The sequence below is a fragment of the Paraperibacillus marinus genome, assembly GCF_046237605.1.
GTDB lineage: Bacteria > Bacillota > Bacilli > Bacillales > DSM-1321 > Paraperibacillus > Paraperibacillus marinus.
Map to the genome: position 1 here is coordinate 1,917,710 of NZ_CP143542.1, position 14,493 is coordinate 1,932,202.

At 42.5% G+C, this 14,493-nt stretch carries 18 protein-coding genes, 1 pseudogene and 1 other annotated feature; of the genes and pseudogenes, 15 read left to right on the forward strand and 4 right to left on the reverse strand.

Annotated features, from left to right (window positions below):
• The first annotated feature begins 193 nt into the window (after positions 1-193).
• The 6 genes from V1498_RS09740 (at position 194) to V1498_RS09765 (ending at position 4,796) form a co-directional block, all read left to right on the forward strand.
• Positions 194-964 carry a MerR family transcriptional regulator gene (locus tag V1498_RS09740; RefSeq protein ID WP_409298605.1) on the forward strand — a complete coding sequence of 257 codons (771 nt, stop codon included), beginning with the start codon at positions 194-196 and terminating at the stop codon, positions 962-964.
• Positions 965-1,341: 377 nt separating this feature from the next.
• Positions 1,342-1,467: a hypothetical protein gene (locus V1498_RS09745; protein WP_409298607.1), complete on the forward strand. Its 126-nt coding sequence runs from the start codon at positions 1,342-1,344 to the stop codon at positions 1,465-1,467.
• A gap of 400 nt (positions 1,468-1,867) precedes the next feature.
• The gene (locus V1498_RS09750; RefSeq protein WP_409298609.1) at positions 1,868-2,545 is read left to right on the forward strand and encodes an oxidoreductase; all 678 of its coding nucleotides are present in this window, start codon (positions 1,868-1,870) and stop codon (positions 2,543-2,545) included.
• Positions 2,546-2,800: 255 nt separating this feature from the next.
• Positions 2,801-3,556 (forward strand): DUF2294 domain-containing protein, encoded by a 756-nt coding sequence (locus V1498_RS09755; RefSeq protein WP_409298611.1) that lies wholly within the window; start codon positions 2,801-2,803, stop codon positions 3,554-3,556.
• A gap of 66 nt (positions 3,557-3,622) precedes the next feature.
• Positions 3,623-4,312: a Na-translocating system protein MpsC family protein gene (locus V1498_RS09760; protein WP_409298612.1), complete on the forward strand. Its 690-nt coding sequence runs from the start codon at positions 3,623-3,625 to the stop codon at positions 4,310-4,312.
• A gap of 121 nt (positions 4,313-4,433) precedes the next feature.
• Entirely contained in the window at positions 4,434-4,796 is a 363-nt protein-coding gene (locus tag V1498_RS09765; protein ID WP_409298614.1) for a hypothetical protein, read from the forward strand.
• Between the two features lie 2 nt (positions 4,797-4,798).
• Here V1498_RS09765 and V1498_RS09770 read toward each other — a convergent pair whose 3' ends face one another.
• Positions 4,799-5,449 (reverse strand): lysozyme family protein, encoded by a 651-nt coding sequence (locus tag V1498_RS09770; RefSeq protein WP_409298616.1) that lies wholly within the window; start codon positions 5,447-5,449, stop codon positions 4,799-4,801.
• An 83-nt stretch (positions 5,450-5,532) separates the two neighbouring features.
• On the opposite strand from V1498_RS09770, the gene V1498_RS09775 reads away from it, so the two are divergent.
• From V1498_RS09775 to V1498_RS09785, 3 genes are all read left to right on the forward strand, one after another.
• Complete coding sequence (locus tag V1498_RS09775) at positions 5,533-6,018, forward strand: nitroreductase family protein (protein ID WP_409298617.1); 486 nt, start codon at positions 5,533-5,535, stop codon at positions 6,016-6,018.
• An 87-nt stretch (positions 6,019-6,105) separates the two neighbouring features.
• On the forward strand, positions 6,106-6,459 hold the full coding sequence (locus tag V1498_RS09780; protein WP_409298618.1) for a hypothetical protein: 354 nt from the start codon (positions 6,106-6,108) through the stop codon (positions 6,457-6,459).
• A gap of 82 nt (positions 6,460-6,541) precedes the next feature.
• Positions 6,542-6,682: a hypothetical protein gene (locus V1498_RS09785; RefSeq protein ID WP_409298620.1), complete on the forward strand. Its 141-nt coding sequence runs from the start codon at positions 6,542-6,544 to the stop codon at positions 6,680-6,682.
• A gap of 346 nt (positions 6,683-7,028) precedes the next feature.
• On the opposite strand, the gene V1498_RS09790 is transcribed toward V1498_RS09785, so the two are convergent.
• Positions 7,029-7,874 (reverse strand): MurR/RpiR family transcriptional regulator, encoded by an 846-nt coding sequence (locus V1498_RS09790; RefSeq protein ID WP_409298621.1) that lies wholly within the window; start codon positions 7,872-7,874, stop codon positions 7,029-7,031.
• 139 nt (positions 7,875-8,013) lie between these two features.
• Here V1498_RS09790 and gnd point away from each other — a divergent pair, with 139 nt between their 5' ends.
• The 5 genes from gnd to V1498_RS09815 all read left to right on the forward strand — a co-directional run bounded on the left by gnd (position 8,014) and on the right by V1498_RS09815 (position 12,763).
• Positions 8,014-8,907 (forward strand): phosphogluconate dehydrogenase (NAD(+)-dependent, decarboxylating), encoded by an 894-nt coding sequence (gene gnd / locus V1498_RS09795; RefSeq protein WP_409298623.1) that lies wholly within the window; start codon positions 8,014-8,016, stop codon positions 8,905-8,907.
• 299 nt (positions 8,908-9,206) lie between these two features.
• Positions 9,207-9,422 (forward strand) — a binding site (T-box leader).
• 44 nt (positions 9,423-9,466) lie between these two features.
• Entirely contained in the window at positions 9,467-10,717 is a 1,251-nt protein-coding gene (gene tyrS, locus V1498_RS09800; protein WP_409298625.1) for a tyrosine--tRNA ligase, read from the forward strand.
• Between the two features lie 28 nt (positions 10,718-10,745).
• A complete protein-coding gene (locus V1498_RS09805) occupies positions 10,746-11,291 on the forward strand; it encodes a cysteine hydrolase family protein (protein WP_409298626.1) in 546 nt (181 codons plus the stop codon).
• An 81-nt stretch (positions 11,292-11,372) separates the two neighbouring features.
• Positions 11,373-11,936 (forward strand): helix-turn-helix domain-containing protein, encoded by a 564-nt coding sequence (locus V1498_RS09810; RefSeq protein ID WP_409294139.1) that lies wholly within the window; start codon positions 11,373-11,375, stop codon positions 11,934-11,936.
• Positions 11,837-12,763: an IS3 family transposase gene (locus tag V1498_RS09815; RefSeq protein ID WP_409299240.1), complete on the forward strand. Its 927-nt coding sequence runs from the start codon at positions 11,837-11,839 to the stop codon at positions 12,761-12,763. The genes V1498_RS09810 and V1498_RS09815 overlap by 100 nt, the downstream gene beginning before the upstream one ends.
• Positions 12,764-12,924: 161 nt before the next feature.
• Here V1498_RS09815 and V1498_RS09820 read toward each other — a convergent pair whose 3' ends face one another.
• Both V1498_RS09820 and V1498_RS09825 read right to left on the reverse strand, forming a co-directional pair.
• Positions 12,925-13,062 (reverse strand): hypothetical protein, encoded by a 138-nt coding sequence (locus V1498_RS09820; protein ID WP_409298628.1) that lies wholly within the window; start codon positions 13,060-13,062, stop codon positions 12,925-12,927.
• Positions 13,063-13,255: 193 nt separating this feature from the next.
• A pseudogene (locus V1498_RS09825) lies at positions 13,256-13,365 on the reverse strand (hypothetical protein); the annotation flags it as partial.
• A 301-nt stretch (positions 13,366-13,666) separates the two neighbouring features.
• On the opposite strand from V1498_RS09825, the gene V1498_RS09830 reads away from it, so the two are divergent.
• A complete protein-coding gene (locus V1498_RS09830) occupies positions 13,667-14,491 on the forward strand; it encodes an MIP/aquaporin family protein (protein ID WP_409298630.1) in 825 nt (274 codons plus the stop codon).
• The last annotated feature ends 2 nt before the right edge of the window (positions 14,492-14,493 follow it).

Consider the following 14,493-nt stretch of genomic DNA (forward strand, 5'->3'; position numbering starts at 1 on the left):
TACAGGAGCGGGGAATTTTGAAAAGTTGATTCTATATATTGAGCAAATAACAACAAGGAGGGAGTGACTGCCCTCTTTTTTTGTTGTCAGGATAGAAAATAAAAAGAAATCGCTTGATTTTAATATAGGTAAGATGACCATTGACCTTAACGCTGCGTCAAGGTGTAGATTAAAAAAGAAAGGAGGGGGAGGGGTGGAATATTCAATTCGTAAGCTGGCGGGTATTGCCGGAATTAGTTCAAGGGCGCTTCGATATTATGATGAAATCGGTATTTTAAAGCCTGCGAGACTGTCCTCTTCGGGCTATCGGATTTATGGATCTGCCGAGATTGACAGACTGCAGCAGATACTATTTTACAGAGAGCTCGGAGTAGGGCTGGAGAAAATCAAAGAGATACTGAGTGATCCGGAATTTGATGGAATGGCGGCGCTCCGTCAGCATCGGGAGCAGCTTCTCAAGAAAAGGAGGCAGCTGGATTTGTTGATTTCCAATGTAGAAAAGACAATTTTGAGAAAAGAGGGAATGGAAGAGATGATGGATGAAGAAATGTTCGAAGGCTTCATAGAGACATTAATCGACGACAATGAGAAAAAGTATGGGGAGGAAATCAGAAAGAAATATGGAAAGAAGGCTGTAGAAGAGTCAAACCATAACCTTAAGCATAAAACTCAGGAAGAGTTTCAGGCGGCAGCGAAGGTCGAAGTTGAAATGCTGTCTAAGCTAAGAGTGGCTATGAAAACAGGAGATCCCGGCGGACAGCCTGCACAGGAGGCGGCAGAACTCCATAAACAGTGGCTAAGTTTCTATTGGGTTTCCTACAGCAGGGAGGCACATGCCGGCCTTGCCCAGATGTATGTGGATGATGAGCGTTTTAAAGCTTATTACGATGCCGGCGAGCAAGGTACAGCTGAGTTCCTGAGAGACGCGGTCATGATTTTCATCAGGTTGGACAATGAGGACTGAACGTGTATGATTTTTTTTCAAAATTCAGAGTAAATAGGAGGTTGCCTGCGCTATTTTGAGATTTATTAACATCACATACCCGAAAACACCTTATAGGAGGATTACGGGACTTTGCCATAAAAGCCCCAAGCCTGTATCCTTAAAATATCATCGATAATCAAAAGTAACAGGAGGGATTTCTGTGAAAGATTATTTGCTTGATTTGCGGTGCCGGGCTGCCTGCATGACCGGTGGATTATCGCTGTATAACCTGCAGGGGAAAGTCCCAATTTTTTTTTACAGAAGATGAAGCTGAACATTCAATAAGTTTTCACTCGAGCCTTACTGACCGTTTTGTGAGATTCTATTAAATCTTTTCTTAGAAAGGAGTGGCCGAAATGGGTAGAAAAGCTGGCCGCAGACGTAAGGAAATTGAACGTTTCCTCCAGAAGGAATTTAAGAAAGTCAGGAACGAGAAAAGTCAGGAGCCGAACGTGATTCTTCATATGATGGAAGTACAATGATCATTTTTCAATCAAAACAAGAACATAGGGGCCGGAGTGATTCTCCGGGCCTTTTTTGTGTGGATGTGCACAGGAATAAAAAAGTCTTATTGATTTTAGTAAGATTGTGGCTGCCCCAATGTGAAACTTATTACATGTAAAACCGTAGAAGTAAGAAGAAATAGAGGAGCTGGCATACTAAAATCAAAATGCTCCGTGCTTTTTGCCATAACAGCACATTATATTCTGTCTATATTCTTTAATAAGCTGCTGTGGACGGTTTGCATATTTGCTATTGGGAGTTTTTATAGAAATTTGAACGGTGTACTGGAATTGGATTTTTAGCTTGTCCCTTCATAAACAGGATAGAAGTAAATATTCCGCGTGGAATTTCGTTATTTTACATAAAGGAAGTGTCAGGATGGAAAAAAAGACAGCCTTGCTGGCGGGGGCAACCGGCCTAATAGGAAATCATCTGCTTCACGTACTGCTCGGTGCCGGGGAATATAATAAAGTCATTGCAGTTGGACGAAGACCGCTGAATATATCACACCCTAAACTGGAAGAAGTTATTATAGATTTAGAGAAGCTGGAAGAAAACCGTATGCGCTTAAGGGCTGATGATGTATATTGCTGCCTCGGCACAACTATAAAAAAGGCAGGATCGCGTGAGACCATGTACAGAATCGATGTGGGGTATCCAGTAGAATTGGCGAGAGTAACAAGTGAGGAAGGAGCTGAAAGATTTTTGATTGTAAGCTCGATGAATGCCGATCCTGATTCATCCATCTGGTATTCCCGGATGAAAGGGGAACTAGAACAGCAGCTGAACAGAATCGATCTTCCCTCCTTATCCATATTCCGTCCGTCTCTGCTGCTAGGAAACCGAAATGAATTCAGGCTTGGCGAACGGGCGGCAGCAGCAGTTTCAACCGGCCTCCGTTTCCTGTTCCAGGGGCCGTTCAGGAAGTATAGGGCTATAGAAGGCAGTACCGTGGCAATGGCCATGTATCTTACTGCACAAAAAGAGAGCAGTGGAGTCAGTATGTATACTTCAGAACAGATAGAGAATCTGGCAGGTTCTGCTTCACAGGCATAAAAATTATCACCAAAAATAAAAAAATACTTTCTAAAAGCAGCTATTCGTTTTATAATACTGTATTGGAAAGATAGATTTTAATATGGATAAAGGAATGTAAAGTCTTTATTTGATAAAATACATGAATTCTGCAGCAATTTGTTGAATATGGCGGAAATGAACTGGACAATAGAGCTATGTCTTAAGCCAAATAGAAGGTGGAGCTAGTGCGCCTTTTATTTGGCTTTTTTTGTTTTATTTAGATTGGAGGCCGGAATGAAAGAAATTTCAAAAAACATCCAGAAAGAATTTGGCAGCTTTATAGGAAGGCTGTTTCGGACACAATTTGGGAAGGGGCCGGAATCGGTATATGTGACAATAAATGAATCCTATGTGTCTATTTACCTGGGGAATTTCCTCTCACCGCTTGAAAAAGCCCTGCTTGATCAGCATGAGGAAAGGGTGGTCCATCAAACTCGGGATATCATTTTACAAAAGCTGCTGCCTGAAATCAGTGAACAATTCGAAAGGGAGGCAGGAATGAAAATCGAGGCCTTCTATTATGATTGGAATCTGGAAAACAGGTCTGGAATGATTCTTGGCAGATTATCAGAAGGAGGAAATCCCTTCTCTGGAACTGAGGATTATGAGGGAAAGAGGCAGGCTGAGGAGCTGATGGCATCAATCAGCGAAAGGATACAAAAAAGGCCGATGTCGATTGAGTCGTTGAAACTGAATCAGAGAATCCTGCTTATTAAACGGAGCGGCGTGCTTACCATGCTCGAGCGTGAATTGATGGAAACCGATATGAAGGAAAATCTGCGCTATACGAAAAAGAAACTTGAACGCACTATCCTATTCAATAATGCTTTTAATTTTGAGTCCATCCTCAATCAAAAGGTAGATGATATATTTGTGGACTGGGATTTTTCAAAGGATATCAGCAAGGTATTAATCATTCTTCATGCGAAAAGAATTAACACAGCCGGAAATCAAGCAAGGGTTTACAAAAGTCACGCAGGGGAAAAATAAATTAAATACACTCTTTCATGAAGGGCAGAAGAAATGGATGCTCCTGCTTAGGGAAAGGAAGTTCTGATGAGTAAAAAATCACCGGAGATGGAGATCTCGAGCTATGTTGGAAAACTATTAAGAGATAATTTTGGTAAAGGACCGGAATCGGTTTTTGTAACCATTGCACCGCCGTTTTTTATCATTCACATTCGAAACTTCATATCCCCTATGGAAACCGCCCTCTTAAAGCAAGAGGGAGAAAACATGGTTCAAAATACCAGGGAAATTGTCTTCCAGGGACTGGTTCCAGAAATAAAGGCCTTTATAAAAGGGTTAATCAATATCGATATTGAAGAATTCTATTTTGACTGGGGAATGCAGAACAAATCCGCAGCGTTCATCGGCATTTCCAAAGATTTAGGAAGCAGCAGCCTCATTAAATCCTACTTTCCGGGAAAGGAAGTGTTTGACAGGAAGATCAACGAAATCAGCCATGAAGCTCAAAAATACCCAGAATCCATGAACTCCTACTTAATCAATGACCGGGTCCTATTTGTTATCCGTGAAGGCATTCTTGTTACAATCGAGAAGGAACTGGTCCGCCAGGGCTACGGGAAAATCCTGAAAACAACCAAACGGATTCTGGAGAAAAAATTTCTCCACAATTTCGATTTTGAATCCCTTCTACATACGAGCATCTCGGATATTTTTGTAGATTGGGATTTTTCCATTGATCGGAGTGTCATCGTGTTTATGCTCAGGCCAGCTAAATGACAGCGGTAATGTCCAGACTAAAATAAAGCTGGCCATAAGCTGAAATGACTTCAATCGGAAGATTGAAGTTGTTTCAGCTTTTTGTTTTGCCTGGATATCCAGCTTCCAAGGAGGGAACACCATGAAATTATTTGTTTATTCATTAGGCTGCATCCTGATAACCTATTTGCCCCTGATGGCCATTTTATATCTGGGCAGCAATATGAGTGCATCTTCATCACTAACATTAAGTACTTTCTGTGCTGCTGGTTTAATAACCGTTGCAGATCATCTTATTTTAAAAAGGGCAGGAGTCCTAGGAGCAGCTCTGGCCGCATTTTTTATCACCTTATTCATCGTGGGGATCGGCCTTGATTTGTCAGGTGTCCATGGGGCCAAAGCCATCTTTTTGACACTGCTGAGTTCCTTTATTATATGCGGCCTGCGAACCTGGCTGTATGGAGTTGTAAAAAGGGATACAGAAGCACCACCTTTAAGTTTGTAGTGTTATTCGATGATCTTTTGGTCAATAGGGAAGTCCTGTGCTATCAGGTCAAGATTCTTAAAGACTTTGCTGCTGTAAGTAAAGTCCCCATAACAGTAGGGGTAGCGGAAATTGTTTTTATCACCCCTGCAGTTATAAAGGTTTGGATCCTTTTTTACCTGCAGCCCAGAAAAACGTTTTGCCAATTCTTCACTGTGTCTGCCTCCGTTATCCGACACAAAGGAAATATAGCCGGATCCCATATTATAGGCCTGGATGATGGTAGGGAAATCGACACCTTTCTTTCTCCCTAGACTGACAATCCGGTTGAAGTGCCTGACTCCCTGGATGATGCTTTCTCTTGGTGTGGCAATTTGGTTGGGGGCAAGCCCGGCAGATTCTGATGACTGCATCGGGTCATTTCCCTTCCCTTTGGTCTCCTGCTGCATGAGAGCAATCAAGACCGGTGTATAGGACTCCAGGTTATATTTTTTTAATTCCTGCTCCAGTTCGGGAGCATATTTTTTTACACCCGAAAACGAATCCTGCACATATGAGGAAGTTCCAGAGGGGGCCTTGAATTCTTCAGTTATCCTCATGAGGCCGATAAAGACTGCCAGCATGGAAAATAGCAGCAATAGCTGCCTGCATCGTTTTCTTTTACGTTTATTCAAATTATCCGCTCCTGAACACATTCATATAATTATAGTATCATAAATATAGAAATTGTTAGAGTGGAGATGGAGGAGTGATTTGTATGGATATCGTGAAACTGATAAAAGATAGGAGGACCATCAAGAAATTCAAACATGAGCAGGTGAAACAGGAAGATATTTTAACCTGGCTGAACACCGCTGCCATGAGTCCCAATCATAGAATGACTGAACCCTGGAAAATTCTGTTCGTTGGTGAAAACACCAGGAAGTCACTCAATCACAAAACGAATTTCGGGAACGCTCCAGTCTTATTTGCTGTATTGTCACATAAGGGTTCCTCTGATTTAGCAAGGGATGAAAATCTCATGTCAACCGCCTGTTTTATCCAGAACTTTATGCTCCAGGCATGGGCAACTGGGGCAGGGGTATTTTGGTCCTCCCTTGGAGCAACTGACGCAGCGAGGAAAATCTTATCTGTGCCGGATGATTACGACGTAGCAGGCATCCTGGCGGCGGGGATTCCGGATGAAATACCAGTTGCAAAGCCAAGGACCCCGATTGATTCCAAAATAGAATATTTAAAGTGAACTCTATCTATGCACCCAAACGATTAGGGATTAAGTTTACCTGGAAGTCCAAACGTCAGCATTGTTTTTGAATGCGGCCCCGAGGGTATGAGGATAGTAGGAGATGTATGTTTCAAGGAAAAGGGAGATGGCGGCAAGTTGAAAACGTCAACCGTATTAAAGTGGATAACAGGTGCACTGGAAGCCTTTTTAGGCATACCGATTTTAGGTGGAGCGATTGTATTGGGATTCAGCTGGATGCCTCTCATCCTGATGGGATGCCTTCATCTCATCACCCTGATCATCTCGGCTGCTGAAAGAGAACACCGGCACGGAAGCGTGCTGGGAATCATCACATCCTGTATTGCATGGTTCCCGGTTCTAGGGATGATTATGCATATAGTGACAGGCTTAGTCCTGATAATAGATGCTTTAAGATCCTGGCGGAGGGCAGCCTTGTAATCCGCCGCAAACCTTATTGCGAATATCTGCTTTCATTTAGGGCAATATGAACCTGTAACCAATATTGTGAGGTGTATGGATCATGGCTGATGAGCGGTTAGAAAATCTGATAATAGCTGGTGATGATCAGCAGGAAGGAAACCACTCCATTCTGTATAACGAAAGGCTGGCAAAGGAAAGCAAGCTGAAAAATGATCCCCGCTATGCTGAATATTATCAATGAATACTCTGAAGTATTTATGTTAAAAGGCAGATTCAGATATCAAAATCAACAATAAAAGGGCATCGGTCACAGCCGGTGCCCTTTTACTGCAGCCTGGCATCTCCGGCTTATTTTTGAGGAGAAAGTATCTCTCCCTAAAGACAGATGGAGTAACATGACTAGGTGTGGATCACAGAACCCCTAAAAAATCATTGGCTGATTTCCCATATATTGCGGCTGTTGAATAAGAAAGTAAATTTCCGCACCAATCAACTTTGTTTAATAATTGAATCTTCACGCAGAACTCATTAAGAAAACAATAATCTTTTAGAAAGAGCCATTCGAAATGAGCCATTTAAAAACAAAACTATATTCTCGTTTCAGAAATGGAATTCCTGATCTTTCCCAGTGCTTTACGCGCTTTTTCTTTATTGGCAATCATTAAATTAACATAAAGCGCATCAATGAGGCTTAATTGGCCGATCCGGGAGGCTAGTGCCTCTGAACGGTATTCCGTTTCCTCTGAGCTGGTATAAAGGGCTATATCCACCTGCTGGCTGATGGGAGATTTCGCAAAGCCGGTGATACCAATTGTGCCGGCACCGTTTTCTGCAGCGGTTTTCAATATTCTCAGGGTATCTTTATTCGTGCCTGAATGGGAGATAACGACTGCTGCGTCTTTATTGGTAAGCTGGGAAGCGCTCATCAGCTGGAAATGCGAATCCCCGAATGAGTACGCCCTGATGCCTGTCCGCAGGAACTTATGATACGCATCCATGGCTATGACCGCAGAACCCCCGGTTCCGTAGAATTCCACTCTGTCCGCCCTTTTAAGAATATCCACTGCTGCCTTGATGCTGTCACTTTCGATGAAGTGAAGGGTATTTTCCAAAGTCCTGATATTAGAACGGAAAATCTTTTCTGCAATCGCTTTTTCGTCATCTTGTTCGGAGATTTCCTCATGGATCAACTGGATCGGGCTCATCACTTCTGAGGCAAGGGCAATCTTCATTGCCTGATAACCTTTGAAGCCAATGCGTTTGCAGAAACGGAAAACGGTGGCATCCGCCACATTAAGATTCTCAGAGACTTCATTAATGGTTCCATGAATAATTTTTTCCGGATGTTTTATGATATAGTCTGCGATCATTTTTTCTTTTTCACTGAATACAGCATAAGAGGAACGGATCCTGCCCAAACAATTTTGGCTCATTTTAGAGGTTCTCCCTTTTGTTTTTAATGAAAATAGTATAGCATAGAGTGTGTTGAAAAAATATTTCTTGATTTATATCCAACGATTGAAATATTTTTTGATAAATCATACCAATACTTATAAAAAAGAGGCGTAGCAAATGAAAATCGGTTTAATTGGATTAGGAAAAATGGGTTATAATCTGTCAATGAATTTATTAGATCATAAACATGAGGTAGCTGCTTTTGATGTGAATGAAAATGCTGTTAGTGATATTACCGAAGCGGGAGCTGAAGGTGCTGCTTCCATATCTGAACTTGTAGGGAAATTGTCTGCTCCACGGGTAGTCTGGATCATGGTGCCAGCCGGGGACATCACCAATAATGTAATAAAAGAACTGAAAGAGCTTTTGTCTGAGGGTGATATTATCATCGATGGCGGAAACTCCAACTATAAAGAATCAATGGCACGCTCCAAGGACCTGAGTGAAAAGGGAATCCATTTCCTCGATACAGGAACAAGCGGCGGCATGGCTGGAGCAAGGCATGGTGCCTGCACGATGGTAGGCGGAAATCCTGAAGCATTTAAGCATGTTGAGCCAATATTCAAGGATATTTGTGTGGAAAACGGCTACCTTTATGCTGGCGAAAGCGGCAGCGGCCATTTCCTGAAGATGGTTCACAATGGGGTAGAATACGGAATGATGCAAAGCATTGCGGAAGGATTCGATGTTCTTGAGAAAAGCCAGTTCAATTTTGATTATGAGCAGGTAGCCCGTGTCTGGAACAATGGCTCAGTTATCCGTTCATGGCTGATGGAACTTACAGAGAACGCATTCTCTAAAGATGCACGCCTGGAAGGGCTTAAAGGAGTCATGCATTCTTCTGGAGAAGGCAAATGGACACTGGAAGAGGCACTTGACCTGCAGGTGGCCACGCCTGTCATTGCCCTCTCACTTATGATGAGATACCGTTCCCTTGAAGAAGACACGTTTTCTGGTAAAGTGGTCGCAGCCCTCCGCAATGAATTTGGCGGACATGACGTTGTAAAATAATAGTTATATGAATAAAAACGGTTCACTGCATCAGACGATGGGGTGAATCGTTTTTTTCTGTAAAAAAGGGGTTGAGCTGCATGTATCATAAGGCTTCCTGCAGCTGGGTGTGAACATCATTTATCCTGCTGGCATTCTGCGCCTTACTCCGCTCCAACACTCCATTGTGTTTGTTCCTGCTCTTGTACAGTTTCCTTTCCTTGCATGGGCTGTGAGTAGAAAACGCATGTTTGTATTATAAATAAAAAATTTGATTGACATTATAATTTAGGAAGGAGTAAACTGGATAAAAATTCAAACGAAAAGTAATGACAGGAATGAGTAGCGGAATATCTCCCTGTACCAGAGAGCCGGTGGATGGTGTAAACCGGTCAAAGATATCCGGCGAATTACCTCCTTGAACTTTCTCTGTGAAATTAGTAGCAGGGAACGGCCCGGACCGTTACAGGATCCAAGCGGAAGGCATTTTGTCTTCAACAAGGGTGGTACCGCGTGCAAAAGACCACGTCCCTTATTTAGGGATGTGGTCTTTTTATATTCAAAAAAGGAGACGTTAATCATGAAGCAAGCTGAAAAGGCACTGACAGAAAAACAGCAGCAAGAGGTAAAAAGGCAGCTGGACATTTATACAAATGGCGTTCATGAGATTCTGCCGGTTGAAGAACTAAAATTAAAACTCATGAAATCCGTACAAAATGGAAAGCCCCTCAAGGTAAAACTGGGACTGGATCCATCTGCGCCGGACGTGCATATCGGGCATACGGTAGTACTCAATAAACTGAGGCAGTTTCAGGATAACGGGCATATCATCCAGCTGATCATTGGGGATTTTACAGGCAAGATAGGAGACCCGACTGGGAAATCAGCTGCTCGCAGGCAGCTGACAGACATGGAAGTAAAAGATAATGCACAAACATACTTTACGCAGTTCAACAAAGTATTGGATATGGATAAGGTAGAGCTTCATTATAATTCTGAGTGGCTGTCCAGGCTGCGGCTTGAAGAGATTATTCAGCTTGCCGGAAAGATCACCGTAGCGAGGCTCATGGAAAGGAAAGACTTCTCTGAACGCTTCCAAGAAGGCAAGCCGCTATCTCTCCATGAATTCTTCTATCCCCTCATGCAGGGCTATGATTCTGTCGAGCTGGAAAGCGATATCGAACTTGGCGGGACAGATCAGCATTTTAATCTGCTGATGGGCCGTCACCTGCAGGAGGCATATGGGAAAGAAAAACAAGTAACCATCCTGCTGCCATTATTAGAAGGACTTGATGGAACAGAAAAAATGTCAAAATCGAAAAACAATTATATTGGGATTGATGAAAAGCCAAGTGAAATATATGGGAAAACGATGAGTGTGCCTGACGGGCTGGTGGTAAAATATATCGATCTGGCAACAGACCTTTCCCTGGATGAGAAAATATCCATAAGGGAGCGCTTCGAAAGAGGCATACTGCATCCAAGGGATGCTAAAATGATATTGGCAAGAACGTTGGTGAAAATGTATCACGGAGAAAAACCTGCTGATGATGCTGAAGCCGAATTCAGGAATATCTTCCAAAAGGGCGGACTTCCCTCTGAAATGCAAGAAGCAGGATGGCCAATGGATCAGAGCATTTCAGCCATTGATTTACTGGTCGGCCTGGGACTTCAGCCTTCTAAAGGGGAAGCACGCAAGATGATTCTGAATGGCGGAGTAAGGATTGATAACCAAAAACTTACTGATTTCACAGCATCCATTCAGCCGGCCAATGGCATGGTAATTCAGGTGGGCAAACGGAAATTCATCAGGCTTAAGAAACAGGACTGAGATTATTACCAGGTGAAAGGAGAAGAGAATGAGTAAAGAAGCGCTGATCATAGTGGATATGAGCAATGATTTTGTTTCGGATACTGGCACACTGACCGCCGGGCGGCCGGCACAGGAAATCGTGCCTTACATTAAGGACCAGGCGGACAGGTTTTTTTCGGAAGGGAAGCTGGTGGTGTTTACCATGGATGCCCATGAGGAAAATGATCCCCATTTCCAACTATGGCCACCGCATAATATCAAAGGAACGAAAGGCCAGGAACTGTTTGGGGACCTGAAGGAATGGTATAAGCAGCACAAGGAAAATGAGAACAGAGTCTGGTATATTCCTAAAACCAATTATAACGCATTCCATGAAACCGGGCTGGCAGAAAAGCTGAAGGAGCAGGGAGTCGAAAAGGTTCATGTGACAGGTGTCTGCACAGACATATGCAGCTACCAGACTGTGGCAGGAGCTGATGCGGCAGGATTCAAGACAGCAATCCATAAAAGAGGTAATGCAACTTTCACTGATCTTGGGGACACTTTCATTGAACATATGAAGCTGTGCTTCCACACAGAAATCATCGTTTAGGCTCCAATTAAAGGAGGATGTCCCAAAAGTGTACTGCACCCCAAAAGTTAGAGTGAAATCTAACTTTTGGGGTGTTTATTTATGTCTAAATATAGTGAAGAATTCAAACTAATGGTTGTAAGGGAATATAGGGAAGGAAAATTAGGGGCCAAGTCTTTAGCGAAGAAACATGGTATTAAATCATATGGCCAGCTAGAACGCTGGATAAAAACTTATAAGAAATTTGGAGAAAAAGGCCTTAGAGAGAAAAAGAATAAGGAGACTTATCCTGTTCAATTTAAGCTGGATGTATTAAGCTTTATGAAAAACACAGGTTCTTCAGAAACGGAAACAGCCCTTCATTTTGGGCTAACAAACCCTCCTATGATAGGCAGATGGAAAAAAACATGGTTGAAGGAGGGGATAGAAGGCCTGGAAAGAGTGAAAGGAAGGCCTTCTATGTCTGATAAATCAAAGAATAAAAAGAACAAACCCAACGATGAAAAAGAGATGACCTATGAACAAAAGTTAGAGAGAGAAAACGAGCTGCTTCGTCTAGAGGTAGAATACTTAAAAAAGTTGCGAGCTTTTCAGATGGATCCAGAAGCCTATCTCGAAAAGCACAAGCAGCGTTATCACTCGAACTCAAAAAAACCTTCCAATTAAAAGACGTTTTAGATAGAGTCTGCATCCCAGAGTCTTCTTACTATTACCATATAAAAGCGATGAAACAGGAAAACCCAGACCAAGAGCTTGAGGAATGTATTCAATTGATTTTTAGTGAGCATGATGGCAATTACGGTTATCGTCGAATACACTTGGAGCTAAAAAGACGTGGTTTTCAAGTGAACCATAAGAGAGTACAGCGTATCATGAAGAAAATTGGACTTAAAGCAACAAAGTTTACAAGAAAATCACGTAAGTACAGTTCTTACAAAGGCAAGGTTGGAAATATCGCTAAAAACCGTATTAAACGTCGTTTTCACACAAAGGTCTGCCATCAAAAATTAACAACGGATATAACTGAATTCAAATGTTCAGACGGTTTAAAACTTTATCTAAATCCTATTATGGATATGTGCAATGGTGAAATTCTATCTTACGGGATAAGTATGCGACCAACCTTAGAGTTAGCCCTTAAACCCCTGGTAGAAGCTTTAGATATAGTAAAAGACTCAAAGTTCAGAACCACCATCCATTCTGATCAGGGTTGGCATTACCAGCATAATATGTGGGTAAAAACACTCAAAGAAAACAAGGTTTTCCAAAGTATGTCCCGAAAGGGAAACTGTTTAGATAATTCACCTATGGAAAACTTTTTTGGATTAATGAAGCAAGAAATGTATTACGGGGAAGATTTGCGATCATACGAGGAATTGAAAACGAGAATTGAAAAATATATAAATTATTATAACTATAAGCGTATAAAGAAAAAACTGGCTGGCATGAGCCCGGTAGAATACCGGATTCATACCCGCCAATTAGCAGCTTAATTTAATTCTCTAACTTTTGGGGGTCACCACAAAGTACGGGACATCCTCCTTTTCAATGGCTGACTCCCATGTTGTGATATATAGCGGGTCAGGCGTATTATTTCTAAAAAACCAAAAAAGTTTACATAATATAATTATGCTTGGTTATTTCACTTCAAAGCTCATGAGTCACTGCCTTTAGAAAAAATAGAATAAGCCCTCAATGAATCTTCATTCCGGTCTTTAATAGAATCCCGCGCTTGTTTTCCTGACATCCTGATCCCAGCAATCCCTGTTATAACCAGTAAGATAACCAGCATTAAAAATAGCCCCCACGCAACCCTAAATGACATAATCGCAAAAGAAGGTTATCAGCGTGATGTATATTGATTGATTCCAGAAAGGAGTTATTCAACATGGTGCACCCTATATTATTGCGCCTGAAGGACAGCCGAGCGATGTAGAAGGAATTTTCTGCGCGGACTACTGAAATAGGTCTGCTGGACCGCATCAATAAGCCGGCTCAAGCTTCTGCTTCTTTCGCTCGTTCCTTAAGTCTCTATCATCCTGTAATAGCTACCGTGAAGCTTCATCAAGCGGTTGTCATCCTCCGGGGTGCCTGCTCAATTATGCTCCGTGTCAGGATGCCGGGCGGAGTGTCAAAGCCCGAGCAGTGGCTCGTTATGGACGGCTAGCCGAAGGTACTGAAATGGAACATGTAGAAAAAGAATCAGGAGATTCATGCTTGAGTCAAAAGTTTTCAGAAAATATTGACAGCGCTTTCAATCTGTTTTATACTTCAAATAAGTTAATATTTTGTGACGGAGAATAGGAGATTCACAGTAGAGAGCCATTAGGGGTTTTTTCTGTGAATCTCCTTTTTTCTTTCAAGTATTACTTATATTTGAAAAAGGAGGAATTAGTATGTCACCGTTTATGGGGGAAGTAGTTGGGACAATGATTTTGATTGTGTTTGGCGCTGGTATCGGTGCGGGCAGTTCTTTGAACAGGACGTACTCGAACAATCCAGGGTGGATTGTTATTACAGCAGCCTGGGGGCTGGCAGTAACAATGGGTGTTTTTGCCGTCGGATCGATAAGCGGGGCTCATCTGAATCCGGCAGTGACTGTGGCTCTTGCTATTAATGGTTCGTTTTCTTGGGCCGATGTTCCTGCTTATATCCTGGCTCAGATGATTGGTGCAATACTGGGAGCATCGCTAGTTTTCCTTCATTATCTGCCACATTGGAAAATTACGAATGATCCTGGAGCAAAACTTGGCGTATTTTCAACTGGCCCGGCTGTTCCGCATACGTTCTCTAACCTTTTTAGTGAAATGTTTGGTACTTTTATTCTCGTTTTAGGTCTATTATTTATCGGGGCAAACAAGTTTACCGAAGGACTGAATCCGATTGCAGTGGGGCTGTTGATTGTCGTAATCGGGATGTCGCTGGGTGGAACGACAGGATATGCCATTAACCCTGCAAGGGACCTGGGGCCAAGGATCGCCCATTTCCTGCTTCCAATACCGGGTAAAGGAAACTCAAACTGGGGATATTCCTGGATTCCTGTCATTGGACCGCTATTGGGCGGTGCGCTTGGGGCAGTATTTTATGATCTTGTGTTTTCTGGAAAAATGAGCGGGATGTTCTGGGCGGTTACTGGAATTTCTGCCCTCGTACTTGTCCTCGCCTTCATATCAGGAAGTAAACAGTCAGGCCATTTAGGATCATCTAAGGCGACAGCATAACA